The following is a 25,040-nucleotide window of genomic DNA, read 5'->3' as shown; positions in this document are numbered from 1 at the left end:
GGGCGCTCACTTCACCGCCTTCATGTAGTCGGCCCACAGGCGCACCGACCGCGCGCTGCCCGGGGTCCCCGGGGCGTCGCCGCCCAGCCCCGTCAGCGGCAGCGGGATCAGGTCGGTCAGCGCCATCCGGTAGACCACGACGGCCGTGGTCTCCTTGCCGGTGCTGGCCACGAACCAGCCCGCCGTGTTCGCGGCGGTGGTGCCGGTCTTGCCCGCCGTTCCGGCGTACGTCTTGCCCAGGGACTTCGCGGAGCCCTCCGTGACGGTGGCCCGCAGGGCGTCCGTCACCGAACGGGCGGTCTTCTGCGAGATCGCCCGGATCGGCTTCGGCGCGACGAGCGGCACCGTGGCACCGGCGCGGGTGACCGAGCGCACCGAGTACGGGTCGGTGTGCATGCCGTCCGCGGCGAAGGTCTGGTAGGCGCCGGCCATCCGGATCGCGCTGGGCGTCGAGTTCTCCCCGAGCGCGAAGGTGGGGATCCGCGGCCCGAGGCTCGACCGGAGCAGCCCCGAGCGCTCGGCGAAGGACTCCACCCGGTCCAGGCCGACGTCGAGGCCGAGCTGCAGCATGGGGGTGTTGACGGAGTTGGCCACGGCCTGCTGCAAGGTCACCTGCCCCCAGCTGCGATCCCCCTCGTTGCGCCCCTTGACCACCTTGCCGCTGCGGTCCCAGTACGGGCCCTCGGGCGTCTGCACGGTCACCTGGTCGTTGCCGTCGTACGGGCTGGCGGGGGAGACGGGCGTACGGGCCTTGCCGCGCGTGCGCACCACGCCGTCCTCGAGGGCGGCGGCGTAGACGATCGGGGTGAACACCGTGCCGGCCGGGATCGTCGTCGCGTTCGCCTGGTTGAAGCCCTGCTTCAGGTAGTCGGGGCCCCCGTACACGGCGAGCAGCCGCCCGTCGGGGGCGACGCTCGCCGCACCGATCTTCGCGTGCTTGTCGGTGTCGGGACGCTTCTCCGCGTCGAAGCCCTTCTGGGCCTCCTGGACCGCGGCCGTCAGGGCGGTCATACGGGCCTGGTCGAAGGTGGTGTAGATCTGGTAGCCGCCGAGGTCGAAGTCGGACTCCTTGAGCTGGCCGGCCTTGATCGCGTACGCCTTGGCCATCTCCACCAGGTAGCCGTTCTGCGCGCCCGGCATGCCGACCAGGGAATGGGGCGAGGGCTCCGGGAACTGCGTGTAGGTGGCGCGCTCGGAGGCCGAGAGCTGTCCCGTCACCACCATCCGGTCCAGGATCCACGTCCACCGCTCGACGGCCCGCTCGTGGTTCTCCTTGCCGAGGGCGGGGTCGTACAGGCCGGCGCCCTTGAGGAGGGAGGCGAGGAAGGCGCCCTCGCTGGCATTGAGCTGCGAGACGTCCTTGCCGTAGTACGCCTGGGACGCGCGCTGGATGCCGTAGGTGCCGCGCCCGAACCAGCTCGTGTTGAGGTAGTCCTGGAGGATCTGCTGCTTGCTCGTCTGGTTGTCCAGCTTCACGGCCAGCAGCAGCTCGGTGAACTTCCGGGACAGGGTGCGTTCCTGGCTCAGGTAGGCGTTCTTCACGTACTGCTGCGTGATGGTGGACCCGCCCTGGGTCTCCCCTCCGGTCGCCGCGGCGCGCACGGCGCGCAGGACGCCGGACGGCGAGACTCCGGGATCCGAGTAGAAGCTCGCGTTCTCGGCGGCCAGTACGGCCCCCTGGACCTTGGGGGGCACCCTGTCCAGGGGCATCTCCTGCCGGCTGACCCAGCCCGTCCGGGCCATCGTCGAACCGTCGGCCCAGTAGTAGACGTTGTCCTGCTGTGTCGCGAATGAGTTAAGATCATCGGGTATGTCCGTGACCGCGTACGCGATCACGACGAAGCCGGTCATGCCTATGAAGGTGTACAGGCAGGCACCCAGCCACTGGCGCGCCGAGGGAATCCACCGGCGCCAGCCGCTGCGCCCCGGCCTCGGGAACTCGGGCTTCAGGCGCCGCAGCTGCGTACGCGCCGCGGCGATGGCAGGTGCGAGCGCCGGCGCGAGGGCGCCCAGCCGGCCGGCCCCCGAGGAGGCCCGGCGGCGCGCCCCGGCCTTCCTGCGGCGCCCCGCCGGGGTCGCGTCGACGCCCTTCGGGGCCGCCCGTCTGCCCCGCGATCGCCCTCTTGAGGACGTATCCTGCCTGCCCACTCCGAATGCCCCCTGTGCTGTGCTTCCCCCGCATACCCTAGATGCATTTTCTGTGAAGACGGCGGGGAGGGGTGGCATTCCCGTGCGGAGCCCGGCGGACCGTTTCCGGTGACGAAGCGGAGGCGGGGCGCCCGCGGGCGGGGGGACTGCCGCCGGGTGACGGCCCGGGAAACGGAACGCCACGAACCGGTCGCCCAGTTGTGCGAAGATTCCGTCCCCCGGTCCGTGTGGACCGGGTGACAAGGGGAAACACAGTGATACCTAAGAGGTTCAGGCTTGCCGCCGTCGCGGCCCTGACCGTGGCCCTGGCGTCCGGAAGCCTGTTCGCCTACTCCGCGAGCGCGGGCACGCCGGAAGAGGCCGACCGTGCCACCGCGGACGCCTTCGCCCGCATAGCCGACGACGTGCTCTCGCAGCGTACGCAGGCCCTGGTCGAGGACCAGCCGGGGCAGCGCGGCGCCGCTCCCGCCTCCGGGAAGACGCGCATGTCGGCGAAGCTGAAGAAGGACGAGGACGCGGCGATGACGACGCTGCGGTCCCGCAAGACGCGGCTCGCGGAGCTCGGTGAGGCCTACACGGGCGCCGACACCCGCGTCGCCGTGGACCGTGCGACGGTCACCGGGGGGAAGGCGACCGTCCAGGTCACCGAGCAGACCATGCTCACCTACAAGAAGGTGCACGGGGACGAGCCGGCCACCACCGACTTCAAGACGCGCTACGAGCTGACGCTCACCAGCAAGAAGCGCGGCGCCTGGGAACTGACCTCGATCAAGTCCCAGGACGCCGGGAACGGTCCCGTCGCGATCAACGAGCCCGTGGCGGCCAAGGCGAACGTCGTCAAGGACGACGGCAACCAGTACCCCGACGGCACGCCCGCGGCCACCAAGTACCCCGCCACCCCGAACCCCAAGGTGAAGACCGGCGGCGCGTACGACTACGCCGCCATGGCGAAGTACGCGGAGAAGTACTGGAGCAACTACAACCCGGCGTACCGGAAGTTCAACGGCGCCGGGGGCGACTGCACCAACTTCATCAGCCAGGCGCTGAACGCGGGCGCCTGGAAGCCCGTTCCGGGCTCCTCGTCGGACTACCGCAACTGGTGGTACGACGGCACCCGCCAGTCGGACTCCTGGGTCGGCGCGAACGAGTGGGCCTGGTTCACGCTGTCCAACCAGCGGGCCGCCAACCTGGCCAACGTGTACCAGATGGACGTCGGCGACATCCTGCAGGTGGACTTCAACAAGGACGGGTCCAAGGACCACTCCATGATGGTGACCTACCGCAGCACCAAGGGGATGCCGTACCTCACGTACCACTCGACCAACACGTACCGTAAGTCGCTCGCGAGCATCATCGCGTCCTACCCGGACGCGCGTTACTTCGCGTACCGCACCTGACGGTCGCCCCTGGGCCCCTCCTGCCGGCGGAAGACTCCCCGGCAGGAGGGGCCTTTTTGCGTCCCGGCGCACCGGGCGCGCCCTCGAGCAGGCCGGATATCGCTGTTCACCCGGTCAAACCCCCTACCGGCCAAGATCACTGCATCGAGGTAATGCCCTCGGCGTTTCAAGGTCATCCGGCGCCACCGGCCGTTAGTGTTCCCCGAGATGTGGACGGATTGCCGGAGATTCGCCCGCTTTTTCCTTTTTCACCGGTGACCTGCACCTATGCCCGTCACCGCGCTTACGAAGGAGAGCTCGACCCATGACCGTTGACACCAGCCCGGAAGCACAGCTGGAACCGCCACAGCAGTCCAGCCTGAGCACGGCGGCGGCCCGCAACCTTGCCAGCACCACCAAGTCCGCCCCGCAGATGCAGGAGATCACCTCCCGGTGGCTGCTGCGGAGCCTGCCCTGGGTGGAGACCAAGGGCGGCACCTACCGGGTGAACCGCCGGCTGAGCTACACGGTCGGCGACGGCTGCATCGAGTTCATCCAGGACGGCGGCACCGTCCGGGTGATCCCCCGCGAGCTGGGCGAACTGGCCCTGCTGCGCGGCTTCGACGACCTGGAGGTGCTGACCGCGCTCGCCGGCCGGTGCGTCCAGCGGGACTTCCGGGTCGGCGAGGTGCTGGTCGAGCGCGGCACCCCGGCCGACGAGATCCACCTGATCGCCCACGGCCGGATCAACCAGACCTCCGTCGGCAAGTACGGCGACGAGGTCGCCGTCGCCGTACTCGCGGACGGCGACCGGTTCGGCGAGAACGCCCTCCTGGACGGCGACGCCACCTGGGACTACACCGCCACCGCCGAGACCGCGGGCACCCTGCTCACCCTCTCCCGCGCCGAGTTCGCCGCCGTGCTGTCCGGGGCGCCGAGCCTGCAGGCCCACATCCAGCACTTCAGCGAGCTTCCCCAGCAGCGGCAGAATCGTCACGGCGAGGCCGAGATCGCGATGTCGGCCGGCCACACGGGCGAGTACGAGCTGCCCGGCGCCTTCGTCGACTACGAGCTCAAGCCCCGCGAGTACGAGCTCTCCGTCGCGCAGACCGTCCTGCGCGTCCACACCAGGGTCGCCGACCTCTACAACGGCCCGCACAACCAGACCGAGGAACAGCTCAGGCTCACCATCGAGGCGCTGCGCGAGCGCCAGGAGCACGAGCTGATCAACAACCGGGAGTTCGGCCTGCTCCACAACGCCGAGTTCAAGCAGCGGATCCAGACCCACTCGGGCCCGCCCACCCCGGACGACCTCGACGAGCTGCTCTGCCGCCGCCGCGGCACGAAGTTCCTCTTCGCCCACCCCAAGACGATCGCGGCGATCGGGCGCGAGTTCAACGCCCGCGGACTCTACCCGGACCACGTCGACGTCGGCGGGCAGCAGGTGCCGGCCTGGCGCGGGGTGCCGATCCTGCCGTGCAACAAGATCCCCATCAGCAAGGAGAACACCAGCTCCATCCTCGCCATGCGTACCGGCGAGGACAACCAGGGCGTCATCGGTCTGCGTCAGACCGGTCTGCCGGAGGAGTACGAGCCGGGCCTGTCGGTGCGCTTCATGGGCATCAGCGAGCAGGCGATCATCTCCTACCTGGTCACCACCTACTACTCCGCCGCCATCCTGGTGCCCGACGCCCTCGGCGTGCTGGAGAACGTACAGATCGCCCGCAGGCGCGACTAGGGGCAACGTCCCCCTGGAGGACGACCTGCCCCACGGCCACGACGGCCCGGACCCTCCCGGGCCGGCCAGGCGTGCCCGGGATCCGGGCCACCTCACCCACCTCACCAAGGAGTTACGGATGCCCGAGCCCGGGCCTTCCCCTCTGCAGTCGGGCCTGCCCGCCGCCGCGGCGCACTTCGGGGCACACGTCCTCGCCAACGCCCTGTCCCACGGCCTGGCCCCGGCACAGGCCTCCGCCGCGGAGGTCGCCGTCCCCGCCCGGCCCGCCCTGCCGTCCCCGCCCGTCCTGCCCTTCGGCACCGCCCCCGCCCCGGAGCCCGTGTCCGTGCCGGGGGAGGGCGCCGCCGAGGTGAGGCAGGCGGGCCCGGCCCTGGAGCGGATCATGCGCGGGCCCAGCGGTCTGGGCACGGCCGCGCTGCACCTGGCCCCGTACGCGGAGGCGGCCGCCCCCGCGGCGCCGGTGGACGCACTGCACATCCCGGGCCTCTACTACCACCCGGTGGCGGAGCCCGATCCGGCGCTGGTGGCGGAGGTCAGCCGCCGGATCAAGGCCTGGGCGCTCGACGAGGTCGAGCTGTACCCCGAGGACTGGGAGGGCCAGTTCGACGGCTTCTCCACCGGGCGCTACATGGTCGCCTGCCACCCGGACGCCCCGACCGTCGACCACCTGATGATCGCCGCGCGGCTGATGGTCGCCGAGAACGCGGTCGACGACATGTACTGCGAGGACCACGGAGGCTCGCCCATCGGTCTCGGCGGGCGCCTGCTCCTGGCGCACACCGCCCTCGACCCCCTGCACACGACGAAGGAGTACCACCCCCAGTGGGCGCAGTCGCTCCACGAGGACGCCCCGCGCCGCTCCTACCGCTCCGCGATGGAGTACTTCGTCCAGCAGTCCACCCCCGCCCAGGCCGACCGGTTCCGGCACGACATGGCCCGCCTGCACCTCGGCTACCTCGCCGAGGGTGCCTGGGCCCAGACGGACCACATGCCCGAGGTGTGGGAGTACCTGGTGATGCGGCAGTTCAACAACTTCCGCCCCTGTCCCACCATCACGGACACCGTCGGCGGCTACGAACTGCCGACGGACCTGCACGCCCTGCCCGCCATGCAGCGGGTACTCGCGCTCGCGGGGAACGTGAGCACCATCGTCAACGACCTGTACTCGTACACCAAGGAACTCGCCAGCCCCGGGCGGCACTTGAACCTGCCCGTGGTGATCGCCGAACGTGAGGGCCTCTCCGACCGGGAGGGCTATCTGAAGGCGGTCGAGGTCCACAACGAGCTCATGCACGACTTCGAAGCCGAGTCCGCCGCCCTGGCCGCCGCCTGCCCCGTACCGAGCGTGCTGCGCTTCCTGCGGGGAGTGGCCGTATGGGTCGACGGCAACCACTACTGGCACCAGACCAACACATATCGCTACAGCCTGCCCGATTTCTGGTAAGGATGGGACTTATCCGTGACTAGCATCGATCTCACCACCACCGCCACTGCCGCCGGCTCCTCCGTGCTCATCCCCTCGCCGACGACCCCCTACCAGGGGGACATCGCCCGTTACTGGAACAACGAGGCCCGGCCCGTGAACCTGCGCCTCGGCGACGTCGACGGCCTCTACCACCACCACTACGGCATCGGCGACATCGACCACGCCGCCCTCGGCGACACCGAGGACAGCGAATACGAGAAGAAGCTCATCGCCGAGCTGCACCGGCTGGAGTCGGCGCAGGCCGAACTCCTCCTGGACCACCTCGGCCCCATCGGCCAGGGCGACACCCTCGTCGACGCCGGCTGCGGGCGCGGCGGCTCCATGGTCATGGCCCACCAGCGCTTCGGATGCAAGGTCGAGGGCGTCACCCTCTCGGCCAAGCAGGCCGACTTCGCCAACCAGCGCGCCCGTGAACTCGGCATCGAGGACCACGTCCGCGCCCGCGTCTGCAACATGCTGAACACCCCCTTCGAGACCGGCCAGGCCGCGGCCTCGTGGAACAACGAGTCGAGCATGTACGTCGACCTGCACGATCTCTTCGCCGAGCACTCCCGGGTCCTCGAGGTCGGCGGCCGCTACGTGACCATCACCGGCTGCTGGAACCCGCGTTACGGCCAGCCCTCGAAGTGGGTCTCCCAGATCAACGCGCACTTCGAGTGCAACATCCACTCCCGCCGGGAGTACCTGCGCGCCATGGCGGACAACCGCCTCGTGCCGCAGGCCGTCATCGACCTGACCCCCGACACCCTGCCCTACTGGGAGCTGCGGGCCACGTCCTCCCTGGTCACCGGTATCGAGGAGGCGTTCATCAACTCCTACAAGGACGGCTCCTTCCAGTACGTCCTGATCGCGGCCGACCGCATCTGACCGCGCTCCGACCGCAGGCCGGAAGGGCCGGGACCGTCAGCCGACGGGCCCGGCCCTTCCGGGGCGTGTGACCATGACTCCCCGGTACGTCCGCACCACATGGGGGAAGCATGTCCACCCGCACCACCGCCGCGCGCGGTCTCCTCTCCGCGCTCGCCGCGCTGTTCGTCCTGGCCGGCTGCACCTCTTCGGGCGGGGCCGCGCACCCGGCGGGCGGCGGCTCCCCGGCCGCCGCACCCGCACCGGGCGGTGCGGCGGGCGGGTACGAGGGGCCCCGGCCGCAGGACCAGAACCTGCTGGCATGGACCGGAGACCCCAACGACGCGGGGCACGTCACCGCCCAGTCGGCCGCCGGGGTCGGCGGGCGGGTCACCCTGGTGCGGATCGTGCTGCGCCAGGAGACCACCTGGTCGAACATCTGGCTGGGACTGGCCGGCCTCGACCCCAACGCCCAGCTCTCCAACTGCCAGTTGGGCGTGTACGACGCCACCGGCACCCTGCGTGCGGCCACCCCCGACATATCGCCGCAGCTGATGACCGACCCGGTCGCCAAACCGCTCGCCCTCGCCAAGCCCTTCACCGCCGCCCCCGGGACCTACTTCATCGCCCTCCTGCTCAATGGCAATTGGGCCACCAACGCCCTCACCCTGAAGTCCACGGGGGCCGGCATCTCGGTGAACGCCGGCCTCACCCCGCCCAACCTGCGCTACAGCACCGTCCTGACCGGCCAGAACGCCCTGCCGGCCACGGTGAACCTGGCCGAGCAGTCCACCAGCACCATCAACACCGGCTGGGCCAGCCAGTGGTACGGGATCTCCTGACCCCCGCCCGGCGCCGGCGGCCGCACCCGAAGGGCACGGCCGCCGGCGCCGCATGGGCCCCCGGTCAGACCGCCAGGACCTTCGGGAGCTCCTCACGGACGGGCGGCGCGAGGCGGCCCGTGCGGTGGAGTCCGTACAGGGCGGCCGTGCACCCGAGGCCGAGGGCGAACAGGGCCAGCCAGGGCAGCGCGGACATCCCGGCGGAGCGGGCCGCGTCCAGCGCCGCCCCCGTGAGCAGGTTGCCGACGGCGATGCCGATGCCGCAGATGGTGTTGTACAGCCCGTAGTGCGTGGCCACCAGGCGGTCGCCGCACAGCCGGACGATGGTGTCCATCTCGAAGGGGTAGGCGATCATCGTCCCGGCGGCCAGCAGCAGCGCGGACAGCGCCGGAGGCACCGCGGCCAGCAGCCGCGTCCCCAGCTCCGACTCCGGCACGGGCAGCGCCGTGGCGGCCAGCAGGGGCAGGAAGGCCACCCCCATCGTCAGCAGCCCCCAGGTCAGCGCGCGGCCCGGCTCCATCCGGGCCTTGCACCAGGCGGTGACCCTGGTCTGGAAGAGGATGGTGCTCAGCCCGGACACCGCGAAGAGCACCGCCACCGCCGCCGTGCCGAAGCCGCCCTCGCCCCCGACGCGCCGAACCTCCAGCGGCAGCGCCATGTAGACCTGGAAGGTCATCACGTACGAGCCGATCATCGCCACGGAGAACAGCAGGAACGGGCGGTTGGCGAGGATGCCCCGCCACTGGCGGAGCACCCCCTCCCGGGGGCCCCGCTCCCGCTCGGCGGCGTCGTTGCCCCGGCGGGCCGGCAGGGCCCGGATCTGCACGAGGCTCAGCAGCGCGAAGATCCCGGCCGCCACCAGGCACGTGACGCGGAAGTCGACGCCCGTCAGCACCATGCCCACCAGCGGGCCCAGCAGGATGCCCGCCTGGTAGAAGACGTTGAACAGGGCGAAGGCCTCGACCCGGCGCTCCCCGGCGTCGGCCGCCAGGTAGGCCCGGGTGGCCGGGTTGAACAGGGCCCCGGCCAGCCCCGTGGCCGCGGAGGCGGCGATGAGCGCGGGCACGGAGTCCACCAGCCCGAGGGTCGCGAAGCCGGCGATGCGCAGCGCGAGCCCGGTGATGATCATCGGCTTGTAGCCGAGGCGGTCGGCGAGGGTGCCGCCGATCAGGAACATGCCCTGCTGGCTGAAGTTGCGCACGCCGAGGATCAGCCCGACCGTCCAGCCGGCCAGCCCCAGCGGGCCGGCCAGGTGCGTGGCCAGGTAGGGCATGAGCATGTAGAAGCCGAGGTTGATGGTGAACTGGTTCACCATCAGCAGCTGGACGCTGCGCTCGTACGAACGGACCTGTGCGAGGGTGCCCTTCATCAGGCCGGCACCTCCGCCACGTGCAGGGTCAGCGGGTCCACCACGGTCGCGCAGCGGGTCCAGCGGGTGACCTCCTTCTCGTCCAGGCGCCCGATCGTGTCGGGTTCCGCGGCCGGAGGGGAGTCCAGCAGTCCGTGCGCGGCGCAGTAGTCGTCGTCGTACACGGTGCCGAGGTAGCGCTGCGGCCCGTCGGGGAAGACCGCCGCGATCCGGGTGTCCTCCGGCATGGTGCGGGCCAGCCATCCGGCCACGAGGGCGACCGCGCCGACGCTCCAGCCGCCGGCGGCGTAGTGGGACGCGGCGAGCTGGCGGCAGGTCCACACGGCCTCGCCCGGGGCCACCCAGTGCACCTCGGAGAACTGCTCGTACGCGACGTTGCGCGGGTAGATGCTCGAACCGAGGCCGCGCATCACGCGGGTCCGCGCGGGCTGGCCGAAGATGGTGGAGCCGACGGTGTCCACGCCCACCAGCTTCAGCTCGGGGTAGAGCTGGCGCAGGACGCGGGAGACGCCCGCGGAGTGCCCTCCGGTGCCGACGCTGCACACCAGGACGTCGATGTGGTTGAGCTCGGAGGCCAGTTCGAGGGCCAGCGGGGTGTAGGCGGTGGTGTTGTCCGGGTTGTTGTACTGGTCCGGGCACCAGGAATCGGGGTGCTGCCCCAGCAGCTGGGTGACGCGGTCGCGGCGGGCCTGCTGCCAGCCGCCGGTGGGGTGCGGTTCGGAGACGACGTTGACCTGCGCCCCGTACGCCGTCAGCAGGCGGGTCATCGACGCTTCCAGGCCCGGGTCGGTGACCAGGGTGACGGGGTGCCCGTAGACCATGCCGGCCAGGGCCAGGCCGAGGCCGAGGGTTCCGCTGGTCGACTCGATGATCCGGGCGCCCGGCTTCAGCTCGCCCCTGGCGCGGGCCCGCTCGACCATGTGGAGGCCGGGACGGTCCTTGATGCCGCCGGGGTTGAAGCCCTCGAGCTTCGCCCAGAAGCCGCGGCCCGCCGGGGACAGCGGCTCGGACACGCGCAGCAGGGGAGTGTTGCCGACCAGCCCGGACAGGCTGGCGCGGGCGGGGGGAGTGACGTCGGTGGCCGAAGAATGCATTGTTCCGCTCTCGTTTGATGGTGCTTCAGGTGGTCGCTCGTGGAGATGCCGAGCCGGGGCAGGGCAAGATCCGCCCGTTGGGCATACGTCAGCCGTTGCGAACGGACTTACGGGAGCGGACTAGAGCCGCCATCGACAGACGATGGTCAGAGTGGAACGGCCGGAGCGGTCGATCGCGGGCCCGGCGGCGCCCGGCGGCGCGGCCGGGGCGGCCTCCGGGGTGGCGCCCGTGCCCGCCGCGGGGCGCGCCGGCCCCGTGGGCAGGGGGCTCGGGCCCTGGGCGGAGGGGGCCAGGTCGGAGGAGGCACAGCTGGAACCGTGGTCGGGGTGCGGGTGCGGATGGCCGGTGGGTCCTGCAGGCGGTGTCGGCCCGGGATGCAGCGAGGCTCCAGCGGCCGACGAGCCGTAGGAGACGTCCGTGTGCCCATGGGAGGGGCAGGAGAGGACCGCGAACAGCAGTGTGCTCAGCGTGGCGAGGAGCAGCGCGCCGGACCAGGGCAGACCGGGGCGAAGCGGGCGTGCGTGGGGGTGGGACAACGGGGTTCCTCCATGCGGCGGGCACCCCTCGGCCCGGGAGGGCGGGGGCGGCGGCGATCGCGGGGACGGGCCCGGAAGGGGCCCGGACGGATCCCGGTGTCTACACCTGGAGGACGGTGGAGGTGCGCGCCTGCGGCGCCGCTGCGGCTCCGGCCGGACAGGCCCCGGAGCCGTGGCCGGCCGTGTCCCCGTGGCCCGTGCGGACGGGGTGGCCGAGGGCGGTGGCCGGGGGAGCGGGAGGCGCGTCGACCGCGGTACCCGTCCGCGGCGGAAGGTGGGCGCAGTCGTGGCCCGGGTGGGAGGGGTCGTGCCGGTCGACGAGGGCCGCGGAGGCCGGCGTCGCGATGGCGGCGGCGCTCCAGGAGGCGGAGCCGTGGGACGCGGAGCCGTGCGATCCGGAGAGGGACCCGGGGCTGTGGGATCCGGAGTCGTGGGATCCGGAGTCGTGGGATCCGGCGCCGTGCGCGCAGACCAGGCCGAGCAGCAGCAGGGTCAGCCCGAGCAGGTGCAGCAGACCCGCCGAGGAGCGGGCCCGCGGGGTACGGGGCGAGCGGGCTGTGACCACGTCGTGATCTTAGCTTGTCCCCCGCGTGATGTGTGACCTCGAATCGGACAATCGCTGAACGGTCGGTGGCCGGGTTCCGTACGCCGGGTTCACTCCGCCAGTTCCCGCGCGTCCAGCGGGAGGTGCCAGGCGTTGCGGCGCCGTACGGCGTGCAGTTGCGCCTCCAGCGGGCTCGGCGGTACGGCGAGTACGGGGCACGGTGCGTGCGCCAGGCAGTGGCGGGCCACCGAGGGCCGCAGCGCGCCCAGCAGCCGGCCGCGGCAGCCGGCGCCGACCACCAGCAGGTCGCCGGCGTCCCGGACGGCGTCGACCAGCACGGCTCCGGGCGTGCCCCGCACCACCTGCCCGGCCAGGGCGATACCCGGGCCGCCCGGCCCGAAGGCGGCGTCGAGGGCCTCGCGCAGCCGCCCCACCGCCGCCGCCCGGCACTCGGGGTAGGGGGAGCCGGCGCCGGAGCCGCGGCTGCCCAGGCCCCCGCCCGGAGCCTGCCAGGCCAGCACCGCCCACAGCTGCGCCCCGCGCAACCGGGCCTCGTCGGCGGCCCGGTGCAGGGCCGTCAGGCTCCCCGGGCCGCCGCTCACGCCCGCCACCACTCGTCGTCCCACCGCCGGTCCTCCCGAGTCGCCCCGTACCGTCCTGCTGTCCGGCCTCCATTGAACGTCGGCCGCCGCGGCCCGTCCGTCAGCGATCCGTATGAACCCGTCCCGCCGGCGTCAAGCTCCCGTCAGGAGGAGGAGGAGGGGGAGGGGGAGGAGGAGGCCGCCGGGAGGCGGACCAGCAGGCGGGCGCCCCCGGGGGAGGGCTCGGCGGTGAGGGTGCCGCCGTGATGGGTGGTGAGGTCGCGGGCGATGGCGAGGCCCAGGCCGGCCCCGCCGTGGTCGCGGCTGCGGGCGTCGTCGAGCCGGGTGAAGCGCTCGAAGATCCGCTCCCGGTCGTCGGGCGGGATGCCCGGACCGTCGTCGCGGACCTCGAGTACGACGGTGCCCGCCTGCGGGCCGCCGCCGCTGCCGCTGCCGCGCAGGACGAGCTCCACCCGGTGGTCGGCGAACCGCTGGGCGTTGTCCAGCAGGTTGGTGACCACCCGGGTCAGCCACAGCTCGCTGCCCTCCACCGTCACGCCCGCCTCCAGGTCGGTGCGTACGGGGACCCGGTCGCCCCGGCGGGACTCCACGGCGGCCCGCACCACGGCGCCCAGGTCCAGCCGGACCGCCGTGACGGGCTGGGCCGCGTCGATGCGGGCGAGCAGGAGGAGGTCGGAGGCGAGCTGCTGGAGCCGCTCGGTGTCCTCGAGCGCCCCGCCGATCAGCTCCGGCCACAGCTCCGGGTCCCGGACGGCCAGGGCCACTTCCAGCTGGGTGCGCAGCACGGTGAGCGGGCTGCGCAGTTCGTGCGAGGCGTCGGCGATGAACTGGCGCTGGCGGTGTCCGGAGGACTCCAGCCGGTCCAGGGTGGTGTTCATCGTCTGCGCCAGGCGGGCCACCTCGTCGCTCGTGGGCGGTACCGGGACCCGCCGGTGCAGATCGCGGTCGGTGATCTCGGCGACCTCCGCGCGGATCGCCTCGACCGGCCGCAGGGCGCGGCCGGTCACCCGCCAGGTGACCAGGGCCACCGTGGCGAGGAGCAGGGGCCCGCCCACCGCGAGCGCGGCGGTGGTGGTGTCGTCGGCCGCGTCCACGTCGCGCAGCGAGGTCCCCACGTACACGGTGACCAGGCCCTGCGGGGTGTCCGTGGTGACCTGCACGACCCGCAGGCGGTGTTCGCCGCCGAGCGGGCGGACCTTCCAGGTGTGGAAGGCGGTGCCCGGGCGCATCGGCCTGGCGGGGCCGAGCGCGGGCGAGCCGGCCAGGTTCGGGGTGGCCCGCAGCACCCGGCCGCGGGCGTTGACCACCTGGACGAAGTCGGCCCCGGGCAGCGGCGCCCGCATCCGGTCGAGGCCCCCGGAGGCCGCGAGCCGGGCGATCGTCAGGGCCTGCCGCTCGGCGTCGCGCTCGGCGTTGCGCAGCAGGTTGGCCTCCAGCAGCCCGAGCAGGGCGAAGGAGGCCAGGCCCAGGGCCGCCGCCACGACGACGACGGCGCCCGCGGTGGCCCGCGCGCGGACGGTCGTGGGCCGGATCCGCCGTACGAGGCGGCGTACGAGGCTGCGTACGGGGCCAGGGACGATGCCGCGTACGAGGCCGCGTACGGGGCCGAGCGGGCGGCGTGCGGAGCGGGTCTCAGCCACCGTCGGCCGCCAGTCGGTAGCCGGCGCCGCGCACGGTCTCCAGGGCGGACCGGCCGAACGGCGCGTCGATCTTCCGGCGGACCGCGCTGACGTGCACCTCGACCACGTTCGGATCGCCGTCGAAGGCGCTGTCCCACACCTGTTCCAGGATCTCCCGCTTGGGCACCACCTCGCCGGGCCGCCCGGCCAGGTACTCCAGCACCGCGAACTCCCGCGCGGTCAGCCGTATCTCGGTGTCGCCGCGGGAGCACAGGTGGCGCGCCGGGTCCAGGAACAGGTCGCCGAACCGCATGGTCCGCGGGCGGCGGCGGCCCGTACGCCGGCCCAGCGCGCGGAGCCGGGCGACGAGGACGAGGTAGGAGAAGGGCTTCGAGAGGAAGTCGTCGGCGCCGGTGTCCAGCGCCTCGGCCTCGTCGTACTCGCCGTCCTTCGCGGTGAGCATCAGGATCCCGGACTCGTTGCCGGCCGCGCGCAGTCGCGCGCAGACCCGGTAGCCGTTGAGGCCGGGCAGCATGATGTCGAGCACGATCAGGTCGTAGTCGTGCTCGCAGGCCATCCACAGCCCTTGCGGGCCGTCGTGGGCCACGTCCACCGAGAAGCCCTCCGCCTGGAGCCCCCGCTGTAGGGCGACGGCCAGCCGTCGTTCGTCCTCCACCACCAGTACGCGCATGCCGACCAGGGTCTCAGGTGCGGTCCGCGCCTTGCTGAAGAGGTCTTCAGGCGGCTTCAGGTGGGCTTCAGCATCGGCTCGGCATGCTCGGCCTCGAGCCGGGTGCGGTGCCCGGTTGTGTCTGAGGAGTGCCGGTATGTCTGAGTCCTTCCCCCAGCCCGAACAGCCAGAGCGACCCGAACGGCACGAGCAGGCGGAGCAGCCCGAGCAGCCCGAGCAGTCCCCGAAGGCCCCGAAGTCCCCGCGCAAGGGCCTGGGCGCCGCGCTCCCCCGGGGCAGGGGCGCGCGCTGGGCGGTGGCCGCCGGCGCGGCCGCGGTGATCGTGGGCGGCGGGGCGGCGGCCGTCGCCGTGGCGGGCCACCACCACGACGGGCGGGCGGACAAGGTCCGCCACTTCGCACGGCCCGAGGTCCCCGGCCACCCGGGCGCCCACAAGATCGCCCCGCAGGGCGGCCCGCAGGGCGGCCCGAAGGCGGTCCGCGAAGGCGCCCAGGCGCGCGGGGGCTTCGCGAGGAAGGCCCCGGCGCCCGCGCCGCTGCCGTCCCTGCCGATCGGGCAGGCGGCGGAGAAGGCGGCCGGGGCGGTCGAGGGCGGCAAGGTCCAGGCCCTGCGCGCGGTCGCCCAGCAGGGCGGCGGCAGCGCCTGGCTGGCGGTGGTCCTCGGACCGGACGGCGTCCGCCACGCGGTGACCGTGTCCGGTTCCGACGGCACGATCACCTCGAACGTCCCGCTGAACCACCGCTGACTCCTCCGTCCCGCGAGAGGCGTACGCGTTCGCGCAGACGGCCACCCCGGGGCCCGGGGGCGGGACAGGATGGGGCATGACCGTCTTCCGTTGCTCCGCCTGCGGGACCGAGGTGTCCGCCGAGGTGGAGGAGATGCCCCTGCCCGAGCGGGAGGGGCCGATGCCCTACGAGGCCGAGGGGGAGTGCCCTCCGCGCATCCCCCCGGGCCGCTTCGCCTACGATCCCGGGCCCTCCGCGTTCTCGTACCTGCCCGACCGCCCCGGGCAGGTGCGACGGGAACGCGCGGGCCCGCCCGGCAGCATCGTCCTCAGCCCCGGCGACGCCCGCGGCATGGCCCCCGTCGCCGGCCCGGGCCCCCGCGGCGGCTGCTGCGGCCCCGACGGCCTGGGCGGTGCCAATCTGCGCTGCACCGGCTGCCGCGCCGAGCTGGCGATCGAGTCCGCCGACTGCTGGACCGTCCAGCAGATCGTCCTCGATCCGCGCCGCGTGGTCGCCGCACCGCCCTCGCCGTGATGTCCGCTCCCCGGATGGCGCGCAGAATGAAGGGAAGCGGCGAGCCCTCCGCCCCCGCGCGGGCGGATGCGGCCACTCGGCGCGCCCCGGGCGGAGGAGGCTTGCGGTGCCGGCGGACCAGACGGGGGGCGCGCAGGCTCCCGGTCCGATCCGGTCCGAGCCGGGGTCGCTGCTGGAGCACGTGCCCGTGGCCGTCTTCGGCCTGGACGAGGACGGCCGGGTCCGCTTCTGGGGACCCGGCGCGCAGCACCTCTTCGGACACGAGGCCGCCGCCGTGCTGTCCCGGCCGGCCGCGGACCTCTTCCCCGAGCCGCCCGAAGGCGCACCCTCCCCGGCCGCACGGCTGACGGAGCGCGCCCTGACCCTCGGCTACTGGCGGGTCCGGCTGCCGGCCCTGCACCGGGACGGCAGCGTCTTCGACTGCGGATTCCGGGTCTTCCCGGTGGCCGGAACCGCCGGCGACTCGGTGATCATGGGGCTGGCCAGCCGGGGCGACGAACTCGACCGGGTGAAGACGAACCTCGCCTTCCTCGACGCCCTGTTCGAGACCTGCCCCATCGGGCTGGTGATGCTCGACGAGGACCTGCGCTACGTCCACCTCAACCAGGCCCTGGCCGACATGGACGGGCTCCCCGTCGCGGACCACCTCGGGCGCGCCGCCGCCGAGATCATGCTCACCTCCGACGGCGGCGAGTTCCAGGGCATGCTGCGCGCCGTCGCCGACGAGGGCCGGCCCCTCGTGGGCGCCCTGGTGGGGATGCGCACACCGGGCCGTCCCGACCGCGACCAGGTGCGGTCGGTCAGCCTCTTCCCGCTCAGCCGGGCCGGCGGCACCCGGCCCGGGGTGGGCGGCCTGCTGGTGGACGTCACCGACCGGGAACGGGCCCTGCTGGAGGCGACGCAGGCCCGCCAGCGCCTCGCCCTGCTGGACCGGGCCGCCGCCCGCATCGGCACCACCCTGGACGTGGGCACCACCGCCCGGGAGCTGGTCGGCGCGGCCGTACCGGACTTCTGCGACGGCTGCGTGGTGGAGCTGGTGGAGTGGATGTACCCCTCGGAGGCCTTCGACCCGGGGCTGCCCCTGATCACCCGCCGGATCGCCTCCGGCACGGTCCTCCCGCCGCCGGCGCCCGAGCTGGTGGCCGGCCTCGACCGGGTGACGTACCCGCCGGGCTCCGGCATCCACCGGATGCTCGCCGCCGGCCGCCCGATCTGCGTCCCCGTCGACGAGGAGTTCGCGACCCGGACCGTCGCGCACCAGGACCGCGCCAGGCTGCTGCTCGACAGCGGCCTGGCCGTCATCCTCATCGCCCCGCTCGTCGCCCGGGGCACCGTCCAGGGCATCACCATGTTCGGCCGCTCCGCCGCCCGCCCCGCCTTCACCGAGCAGGACCTCAGCCTCGCCGGCGAACTCGCCTCCCGCGCCGCCCTGTGCCTGGACAACGCCCGCCTCTACAGCCGGGTCCAGGACATCGCCCTCACCCTGCAGCGCGCCCTGCTGCCCAGCGCGCTGGCGCGCAGCGAGTACGTGAGCATCGCGCACCGCTACCTGCCGGGCAGCCGCGTCACCGAGGTCGGCGGCGACTGGTACGACGTGATCGACCTGCCGGGCGGCCGGATCGCCCTCGTCGTCGGGGACGTCATGGGTCACGGGGTGCCGGCCGCCGCGTCCATGGGCCGGCTGCGCATCACCGCCAAGGCGCTGGCCCGGCACGGAGCGGAGCCCGAGGGGCTGCTCGCCGAACTCGACGCGTGTGCCCAGGAATCCGGCATCGAACTGGCCACCTGCCTCTACGTGGTCTACGACCCGCACACCGGCGGGGCCCGCATCGCCAACGCCGGCCACCCGCCGCTCCTCGTACGCCACCCCGACGGCACCGTCGAAACCCTCGGCGGCGCGCTAGCGGTCCCGCTGGGGGTGGGCGGAGTCCCCTTCCGCTCGGCGCAGGCCCGGCTCCCCGACGGAGCCGTCCTGGCCCTGTACACCGACGGCCTCGTCGAGGCGCGCGGCCAGGACATCGAAACGGGCCTGGACGCCCTGCGTGCACAACTGGCGGGCGTCGAGGGTCCGTTGGAGGAGGCGGCGGACCGGATCCTGGCGGCCCTGCTGCCCGACCCGGCGACCGACGACACGGTCCTGGTCCTGGCCCGGATCCGCCACGCGAGGTAAAGAATCCTTGACATGGTGTCGCGCTTCTTTGACACTTCGGATGTCTGGTTTTCTTGACACGGAAGGGGGCCGGGATGGCGGTCGAAGAGAAACGCGCCTGGATCATGCTGGTGGTCGCGGTGGTGTCGTACGCGGCGTACCTGTGGGCCGTACTGGAACGTCCCGCCGGGGTGACACTCACTCAGGCCCCCTACATCGGAGCCCTGCTGTGGGCGGTGGGCCTGGCCATCGCGGCGTCGGTCGCGGGGCACGTCGCGGTGGCGGCGCTCTCCGCGAAGGAGGACAACACCAAGGACCAGCGGGACCGGGAGATCCACCGCTTCGGCGAGTACGTCGGGCAGTCCTTCGTGGTGATCGGCGCGGTGGCCGGGCTCCTGCTGGCCATGGCCGAGGCCGCGCCGTTCTGGATCGCCAACGCGATCTATCTGGCCTTCGTCCTGTCGTCGGTCCTCGGCTCGTCGGTCAAGCTCGTCTCCTACCGGCTCGGCTTCCACCCGTGGTGAAGCCGACCAGGGTGACCAACACCATCCGCGCCCACCGCTTCGCCCACGACGAGATGACCCAGGCCGAGCTCGCCCGCCGCATCGGCGTCAGCCGCCAGACGGTGATCGCCATCGAACAGGGCCGCTACTCGCCCTCCCTGGAGATGGCCTTCCAGATCGCCCGGGTGTTCGGCGTCCCGCTCGACAGCGTCTTCCAGTACACCTCCGGTACCACCGTCAGCGAGGGAGAGACCTCATGAGAGCGATCGTCCAGGACGTGTACGGACCCCCCGACGTGCTCCGCCTCGAAGAGGTCGAGCGCCCCGAGCCCGGCCCGGGCGAGGTGCTCCTGCGGGTCCACGCGGCAGGCGTGGACCAGGGAGTGTGGCACCTGATGGCGGGCCTGCCCTACGCCATCCGCGCGGCGGGCTTCGGGCTGCGGGCGCCCAAGAACCGCGTCCGGGGCCTGGACGTCGCCGGCAGGGTGGAAGCCGTGGGCCCCGGCGTCACCCGCTTCCGGCCCGGCGACGAGGTGTACGGCATCTGCGACGGGTCGTTCGCGGAGTACGCCCTCGCCAAGGAGCGGCAGCTCGCCCCCCGGCCCGCCAACCTCACCGCCGAACAGGCGGCGGTCGTCCCGGAGTCGGCGAGCGCCGCACTCAGGGCCCTGCGCGACGTCGGCCGGCTGGAGCCCGGCCAGAGCGTCCTCGTCATCGGAGCGGGCGGCGGCGTCGGCACGTACGCCCTCCAGCTGGCCCGCGCCCTCGGCGCCGCCCGCGTCACCGGGGTGTGCAGCGCCGCCAAGGCGGACCTGGCCCGCTCGCTGGGCGCCGACGAGGTCCTCGACTACGCCCGCGAGGACCCCACCGACGGCACCCGCCGCCACGACCTCATCCTCGACATCGCGGGCAACCGCCCCCTCGGCCGGCTCCGCCGGGCCCTCACCCCGCACGGCACCCTCGTCATCGTCGGCGGTGAGCACGAGGGCCGCTGGATCGGCGGCAACGACCGCCAGCTGCGGGCCCTGCTGCTGTCGCCCTTCGTCCGGCACCGCCTGCGGGCACTCGCCTCCGCCGTGCGGGCCGACGACCTGCGGGACCTCACCGGATTCATCGAGTCCGGCGCGCTCACCCCGGCCGTCGACCGTGCCTACCCCCTGGCCGAAGTGCCCGAGGCCATCCGCCGCCTGAGGGCCGGCCACGCACGCGGAAAGATCGTGATCCGCATGTGACACCGGGGGCTTTCGGGACAACCTTCCGTGGTTTCCGGTCACGGTGGGATACCGCTCGATCGCTGAGGGTAGTGCCGCGGTGGCGCCGGGACGTCTCCCGGGCCGCCCGAGCCGATCGAGGAGTCACGTGCCCACTCAGACGCAGATCGTGCAGACCAGCTACGGAACGGTCGCCGGACAGGTGGAGGACGGGATCGCCCGCTTCCTCGGCATCCCCTACGCCGCCGCCCCCGTCGGCGAGCTCCGGTTCGCCGCGCCCGCCCGGCCCGCGCCCTGGGACGGGGTCCGGGAGGCCTTCGCGTTCGGCCCGACCCCGCCCAAGCCCACCATCGACGGGCAGCTGGGCGAGCTGATGCCGGACCCGTCGGTCCCGGGCGACGAGTGGCTCAACCTGAACGTCTGGCGGCCGGTCACCGAGACCCACCAGCTGCGGCCCGTCATGGTCTGGATCCACGGCGGGGCCTTCACCACCGGCTCCTCGGCCGTCACCGCCTACGACGGAGCGACCTTCGCCCGCGACGAGGTCGTCTGCGTCAGCCTCAACTACCGCCTGGGCGTGGACGGTTTCGGGTACATCCCCGACGCGCCGCTCCCCGCCAACCGGGGCCTGCACGACCAGATCGCCGCCCTCGAATGGGTGCGGGACAACATCGCGAGCTTCGGCGGCGACCCCGACAACGTCACCGTCTTCGGCGAGTCCGCCGGCGCGATGAGCGTGCTCACCCTGCTCTCCCTCGAGACCGGCCTCTTCCACAAGGCCATCGCGCAGAGCGGCAGCGGGCACATCGCCCAGACCGCCGGGGACGCCACCCTCGTCCTCGAGGCCATCGCCGCCCAGGCTGGCGTCGAGCCCACGGCCCAGGCGCTCGCCGCCCTGCCGATCGAGGAACTGATCGCGGCCCAGAAGGCGGTCGGCGCCGACATCACCACCACCGCGGACCCGGTGAAGTACGGCGAGAGCACCATCGCCTCCTGCGGCATGTCGCTGATGCCCGTGATCGACGGAGACCTGATCACCCGGCGCCCCATCGACGCGATCGCGGCCGGCGCGGGCAGCGACGTACCGCTGCTCGCGGGCACGAACACCGAGGAGTTCCGGCTCTTCATCGTGCCGACCCCGATGGTCTACTGGCTGATCGCCGAGCAGTTCAGGAACCGGGTCGAGGCCTACGGTGCCCCCGCCGACTTCTACGACCACTACAAGGCCAACAGCACCGAGGCCTACCCCCGCAACGCGCCGTCCGGCATCGCCGCGGCCGTCCTCACCGACCGGATGTTCCGCATCCCGACCTACCGGATCGCCGAGGCCCGGGCGGACTCGGGCGCCGACACCCACCTCTACGAGTTCGGCTGGCGCTCGCCGGTGACGCCCAACACCATCCAGGTGAAGCTGGGGGCCTGTCACAGCCTGGAGATCCCCTTCGTGTGGGACACCCTCGAGCTCGACGACTCCCGCCCCATGACCGGGCCGACCTCGCCCCAGGACCTCGCGCAGGTGATGCACGCGCAGTGGGTCGAATTCGCCCAGACGGGCCACCCGGGCTGGTCCGCGTACGACACGGGGACCCGCCCGGTCATGACCTTCCGGCGGGACAACGGCGAGGACGACGTGGTCGTCCCGGACCCCCGCGAGAGCGAGCGCAAGCTGTGGGAGGGCCACCTGGCCCCGGTCGACCCGGCCTAGGGCTGTTGTGAACGTGCTGGTCGCGGCCATCCGTTGACGGCTGCGACCAGCACGGTCGCTTCGTGGCGGAGGGCGGGTTCGCCGTCAGGCGGGGCCCAGCTCCGGGTCGCGGGTCGCGCGGACCTCCCAGCGGCCCGTCCGGTCGGAGAGTGCGGCCCGGCGGGGCACCAGTACCACGCAGGCCGCCACGGCCACGACCGCGGCGACCAGGGTCGTCAGCCACGCGGCGAGCCAGGACATCGGCACCATCAGCACGACGAGGACCAGTCCGTAGGACAGGAGCATGCCCCCGAGCCAGGGCCAGTGGGCCCCCGGCACCACCATGGTGGGCCACGGGGAGAGCCGTGCCAGGCGCTCCGCATCGGGCTGTACCGGGGTGGCGGGCCCCAGGACCCGCTCGAATTCCTCGCGGTCCATCGTCAGCCACGCCACCTCCCCCTCGTCGGTGACGAAGGCGACCGACTGCTCGCCGTTGCGGATCAGACGCCAGTTCCGGGCGCCGCACAGCCAGCCCGGCCGTTCTCCCATGCGCGCCGCCAGGAGGGCGAGTCCGGCCGGCTCGAGGGCCGGGTTGCCGATCAGCAGCTCGGAACCGTCCTCCAGCGCGAAGCGCAGCTTGTGGTCCGAACGCACCCGGACCGTGCCGTCCACCTCTCCGAACGTCGTGTGCTGGTTCCGCCGGGCCGCGACGATCCGCGCCCGTACGGCGGGCAGCGCCGCCCCGCCGGCCGCGTCCTCGCGGAGCGTCCGCAGGGCGGGGTCGTACGGAGGGATCCGGACGATGAACATCCCCGCGAGGACGGCCAGCACCACCCCGAGACCGAGGGCGATCTGGGTGCTCTCGGGCGGGAGGGAGAACGCGAACGGGGAGTCCGCCTCCAGGTACCGCTCGATGTGGTTGGGGGTGTCCACGACGCCGCCGAGTTCGGGCGCGGTCGGGGCGTACAGCACCGGGACGGACTGGCCCGGGAGGCCGCTCCGTGCCTCGTCCGGCTCCATCGTGCTGCCCACCGGGAACCGGACGTCGACGTGCCCGCCCGCCACCTTGAGCCGCGTGGTGCCCGTACTGCCCCCCGTACCGCCGCCCTTGGGGCCGTGCAGGGGCACCTCGACCGTGAGGTCGGCGGTGGCCACCATGTACTTGCTCTTGCCCGACGTCACCCGGTGGACCCCGACGATGGTGCCCCGGGTCATTTCGGCGCCGGCCTTCTGTATCGCCGCGATCCGCTTCAGGTCGTCGCCGTCCGGGCGGGACATCAGCTCGGTGACCACGGCCAGGGCGGGCAGGCCCGCCACCACGATCAGCAGCAGGGTCAGATAGTCCCGGAACGGCCGCCTCCAGGGCAGCTTCGCGGGCGGCGCCGGCGCCGGCTCGACCGTCCTCGGCGGCGTGACCGGGATCGGCCGGGCGGCCGACCACACCCACCCGGCGGCCAGCGCCAGGGCCACCGCCCCGAGTACGGCCACGTCCGGCCGGTACACGGACATACCCGCGTGGAACAACAGCGTCCACAGGGCCAGCACCGCGAACAGCAGCGCTCCCCCACCCAAAGACCTGGTCACCCAGGCGTTTCTCCCCATGATCGCGAATCTAGCAACCCCGTTGCGCGCGACGGCCGATGGGCGTCGGAGGCGGGTGATCGCCGCCTACTCCTCCAGCAGGCGGGCCGCCATCGCGCGCATCTCGACCTTGCGGATCTTCCCGGTGACCGTCATGGGGAACTCCTCCACGACGTGGACGTAGCGCGGGATCTTGAAGTGGGCCAGGCGGCCCGCGCAGTACGCGCGAACCGCCTGCGCCGTCAGCGCCTCGGCGCCCTCGCGCATCCGCACCCACGCCATCAGCTCCTCCCCGTACTTCGGGTCGGGGACGCCGATGACCTGGACGTCCAGGACGTCGGGGTGGCCGTGCAGGAACTCCTCGATCTCGCGCGGGTAGAGGTTCTCGCCGCCCCGGATCACCATGTCCTTGATCCGGCCGGTGATGCTCAGGTAGCCCTCCGCGTCCATGACCGCCAGGTCGCCGGTGTGCATCCAGCCCTCCGGGTCCACGGCCTCGGCGGTCTTCTCCGGCTCGCCCCAGTAGCCGAGCATCACCGAGTAGCCCCGGGTGCACAGTTCGCCCGGGGTGCCGCGCGGGACGGTGTCGCCGGTCCTCGGATCGACCACCTTGACCTCCAGGTGCGGGCCGGCCCGGCCCACGGTGGAGACCCGGCGCTCGACGGAATCGTCCACCCGGGTCTGCGTCGACACCGGCGAGGTCTCCGTCATGCCGTAGCAGATGGAGACCTCCGTCATCCCCATCCGCTCGATCACCTCGTTCATCACCTCCACCGGGCAGGGCGAGCCCGCCATGATCCCGGTCCGCAGGCTCGACAGGTCGTACCCGTCGAAGCCGGGCGCGGCCAGTTCGGCGATGAACATGGTCGGCACCCCGTACAGGGAGGTGCACGCCTGCTCCTCGACGGCCGCCAGGGTGGCCACCGGATCGAAGGCCGGCGCCGGGATCACCATCGCCGCACCGTGGCTGGTGCAGGCGAGGGCGCCCATGACCATGCCGAAGCAGTGGTAGAACGGCACCGGGACGCACACCCGGTCCCGCTCCGTGTAACCGCACAACTCCCCGACGAAGAAACCGTTGTTGAGGATGTTGCGGTGCGAGAGGGTCGCCCCCTTGGGGAAACCGGTGGTCCCCGAGGTGTACTGGATGTTGATCGGGTCGTCCGGACCGAGGTCCGCCCGTGCCCGCGCCAGGTCCGCCGGATCGCCCTGGGCGCCGCGCTCCAGCAGCGAGGCCCACAGCGGCCCGTCGAACAGAACGGTGAACTCCAGCCCCGGGCAGCGGGGCCGGACCTCCTCGATCAGCGCCGCGTAGTCGGAGGTCCTGAAGCTCTCCGCCGCGACCAGCAGCCGGATCCCGGACTGGTTGAGCACGTACTCCAGCTCGTGCGAGCGGTACGCCGGGTTGACGGTGACCAGGACCGCCCCGATCTTCGCGGTGGCGTACTGCACCAGGGTCCACTCGGCGCGGTTGGGCGCCCAGATGCCGACCCGGTCGCCCTTGGCGATCCCGAGGTCCAGCAGCCCCAGGGCGAGGGTGTCGACATCGGCGGCCAGTTCCGCGTACGTCCAGCGGCGGCCGGCGGCCACGTCGACGAGGGCGTCCCGGCCGGGGAAGCGGCGTACGGTGCGGTCGAGGTTGTCCCCGATCGTCTCGTCCAGCAGCGGGACCTCACGGCTCCCTGACGCACGACTCGGCGCGACGGACACACGTACCTCCACGGCTCGTTGGCCCGGCGGGCCGGCGTGCGCCCATGATCCT

At 72.8% G+C, this 25,040-nt stretch carries 22 protein-coding genes; 12 read left to right on the top strand and 10 right to left on the bottom strand.

Annotated elements, in window-relative coordinates; translation table 11 throughout:
* Nucleotides 1–6: 6 nt before the first annotated feature.
* Nucleotides 7–1,851: a transglycosylase domain-containing protein gene (locus tag OOK34_RS30825; RefSeq protein ID WP_267037451.1), complete on the bottom strand. Its 1,845-nt coding sequence runs from the start codon at nucleotides 1,849–1,851 to the stop codon at nucleotides 7–9.
* A 551-nt stretch (nucleotides 1,852–2,402) separates the two neighbouring features.
* Here OOK34_RS30825 and OOK34_RS30820 point away from each other — a divergent pair.
* From OOK34_RS30820 to OOK34_RS30800, 5 genes are all read left to right on the top strand, one after another.
* Complete coding sequence (locus OOK34_RS30820; protein ID WP_267037450.1) at nucleotides 2,403–3,545, top strand: amidase domain-containing protein; 1,143 nt, start codon at nucleotides 2,403–2,405, stop codon at nucleotides 3,543–3,545.
* A 304-nt stretch (nucleotides 3,546–3,849) separates the two neighbouring features.
* Nucleotides 3,850–5,262, top strand: coding sequence for a family 2B encapsulin nanocompartment shell protein (locus tag OOK34_RS30815; protein ID WP_267037449.1), 1,413 nt, complete (start codon nucleotides 3,850–3,852; stop codon nucleotides 5,260–5,262).
* Nucleotides 5,263–5,380: 118 nt separating this feature from the next.
* Nucleotides 5,381–6,706 carry a family 2 encapsulin nanocompartment cargo protein terpene cyclase gene (locus OOK34_RS30810; RefSeq protein ID WP_267037448.1) on the top strand — a complete coding sequence of 442 codons (1,326 nt, stop codon included), beginning with the start codon at nucleotides 5,381–5,383 and terminating at the stop codon, nucleotides 6,704–6,706.
* A gap of 15 nt (nucleotides 6,707–6,721) precedes the next feature.
* A complete protein-coding gene (locus OOK34_RS30805; RefSeq protein ID WP_267037447.1) occupies nucleotides 6,722–7,615 on the top strand; it encodes a geranyl diphosphate 2-C-methyltransferase in 894 nt (297 codons plus the stop codon).
* Nucleotides 7,616–7,725: 110 nt separating this feature from the next.
* Entirely contained in the window at nucleotides 7,726–8,436 is a 711-nt protein-coding gene (locus tag OOK34_RS30800) for a hypothetical protein (protein WP_267037446.1), read from the top strand.
* 64 nt (nucleotides 8,437–8,500) lie between these two features.
* On the opposite strand, the gene OOK34_RS30795 is transcribed toward OOK34_RS30800, so the two are convergent.
* The 7 genes from OOK34_RS30795 to OOK34_RS30765 form a co-directional block, all read right to left on the bottom strand.
* Nucleotides 8,501–9,805, bottom strand: a complete 1,305-nt coding sequence (locus OOK34_RS30795) for an MFS transporter (protein ID WP_267037445.1) — start codon at nucleotides 9,803–9,805, stop codon at nucleotides 8,501–8,503.
* Nucleotides 9,805–10,899, bottom strand: a complete 1,095-nt coding sequence (locus OOK34_RS30790) for a PLP-dependent cysteine synthase family protein (protein WP_267037444.1) — start codon at nucleotides 10,897–10,899, stop codon at nucleotides 9,805–9,807. The genes OOK34_RS30795 and OOK34_RS30790 overlap by 1 nt, the downstream gene beginning before the upstream one ends.
* Before the next feature lie 120 nt (nucleotides 10,900–11,019).
* Nucleotides 11,020–11,436 (bottom strand): hypothetical protein, encoded by a 417-nt coding sequence (locus OOK34_RS30785; RefSeq protein ID WP_267037443.1) that lies wholly within the window; start codon nucleotides 11,434–11,436, stop codon nucleotides 11,020–11,022.
* A gap of 100 nt (nucleotides 11,437–11,536) precedes the next feature.
* Complete coding sequence (locus OOK34_RS30780) at nucleotides 11,537–12,001, bottom strand: hypothetical protein (RefSeq protein WP_267037442.1); 465 nt, start codon at nucleotides 11,999–12,001, stop codon at nucleotides 11,537–11,539.
* A gap of 89 nt (nucleotides 12,002–12,090) precedes the next feature.
* Nucleotides 12,091–12,606, bottom strand: a complete 516-nt coding sequence (locus OOK34_RS30775; protein ID WP_267037441.1) for a universal stress protein — start codon at nucleotides 12,604–12,606, stop codon at nucleotides 12,091–12,093.
* Between the two features lie 119 nt (nucleotides 12,607–12,725).
* Nucleotides 12,726–14,114, bottom strand: a complete 1,389-nt coding sequence (locus OOK34_RS30770; protein ID WP_267037563.1) for a cell wall metabolism sensor histidine kinase WalK — start codon at nucleotides 14,112–14,114, stop codon at nucleotides 12,726–12,728.
* A 100-nt stretch (nucleotides 14,115–14,214) separates the two neighbouring features.
* Nucleotides 14,215–14,892 carry a response regulator transcription factor gene (locus tag OOK34_RS30765; protein ID WP_267037440.1) on the bottom strand — a complete coding sequence of 226 codons (678 nt, stop codon included), beginning with the start codon at nucleotides 14,890–14,892 and terminating at the stop codon, nucleotides 14,215–14,217.
* Between the two features lie 136 nt (nucleotides 14,893–15,028).
* Between OOK34_RS30765 and OOK34_RS30760 the strand changes: the two genes are divergently transcribed.
* From OOK34_RS30760 to OOK34_RS30730, 7 genes are all read left to right on the top strand, one after another.
* On the top strand, nucleotides 15,029–15,637 hold the full coding sequence (locus OOK34_RS30760) for a hypothetical protein (protein ID WP_267037439.1): 609 nt from the start codon (nucleotides 15,029–15,031) through the stop codon (nucleotides 15,635–15,637).
* Between the two features lie 76 nt (nucleotides 15,638–15,713).
* On the top strand, nucleotides 15,714–16,151 hold the full coding sequence (locus tag OOK34_RS30755; protein ID WP_267037438.1) for a hypothetical protein: 438 nt from the start codon (nucleotides 15,714–15,716) through the stop codon (nucleotides 16,149–16,151).
* Between the two features lie 106 nt (nucleotides 16,152–16,257).
* On the top strand, nucleotides 16,258–18,321 hold the full coding sequence (locus OOK34_RS30750) for a SpoIIE family protein phosphatase (RefSeq protein ID WP_267037437.1): 2,064 nt from the start codon (nucleotides 16,258–16,260) through the stop codon (nucleotides 18,319–18,321).
* Between the two features lie 74 nt (nucleotides 18,322–18,395).
* Nucleotides 18,396–18,824, top strand: coding sequence for a hypothetical protein (locus tag OOK34_RS30745; RefSeq protein WP_267037436.1), 429 nt, complete (start codon nucleotides 18,396–18,398; stop codon nucleotides 18,822–18,824).
* Nucleotides 18,821–19,063 carry a helix-turn-helix transcriptional regulator gene (locus OOK34_RS30740; RefSeq protein ID WP_267037562.1) on the top strand — a complete coding sequence of 81 codons (243 nt, stop codon included), beginning with the start codon at nucleotides 18,821–18,823 and terminating at the stop codon, nucleotides 19,061–19,063. Before OOK34_RS30745 ends, OOK34_RS30740 begins: the two co-directional genes overlap by 4 nt.
* Entirely contained in the window at nucleotides 19,060–20,034 is a 975-nt protein-coding gene (locus OOK34_RS30735) for an NAD(P)-dependent alcohol dehydrogenase (RefSeq protein WP_267037435.1), read from the top strand. The genes OOK34_RS30740 and OOK34_RS30735 overlap by 4 nt, the downstream gene beginning before the upstream one ends.
* A 127-nt stretch (nucleotides 20,035–20,161) precedes the next feature.
* Nucleotides 20,162–21,718 carry a carboxylesterase/lipase family protein gene (locus OOK34_RS30730; RefSeq protein ID WP_267037434.1) on the top strand — a complete coding sequence of 519 codons (1,557 nt, stop codon included), beginning with the start codon at nucleotides 20,162–20,164 and terminating at the stop codon, nucleotides 21,716–21,718.
* Nucleotides 21,719–21,802: 84 nt separating this feature from the next.
* Here OOK34_RS30730 and OOK34_RS30725 read toward each other — a convergent pair whose 3' ends face one another.
* Nucleotides 21,803–23,299 carry a hypothetical protein gene (locus tag OOK34_RS30725; RefSeq protein WP_267037433.1) on the bottom strand — a complete coding sequence of 499 codons (1,497 nt, stop codon included), beginning with the start codon at nucleotides 23,297–23,299 and terminating at the stop codon, nucleotides 21,803–21,805.
* A 66-nt stretch (nucleotides 23,300–23,365) separates the two neighbouring features.
* On the bottom strand, nucleotides 23,366–25,000 hold the full coding sequence (locus OOK34_RS30720) for an AMP-binding protein (RefSeq protein ID WP_323183512.1): 1,635 nt from the start codon (nucleotides 24,998–25,000) through the stop codon (nucleotides 23,366–23,368).
* Nucleotides 25,001–25,040: the final 40 nt, after the last annotated feature.

This window comes from Streptomyces sp. NBC_00091 (assembly GCF_026343185.1).
GTDB lineage: Bacteria > Actinomycetota > Actinomycetes > Streptomycetales > Streptomycetaceae > Streptomyces.
This window is presented reverse-complemented; position numbering and strand designations above follow the sequence as displayed.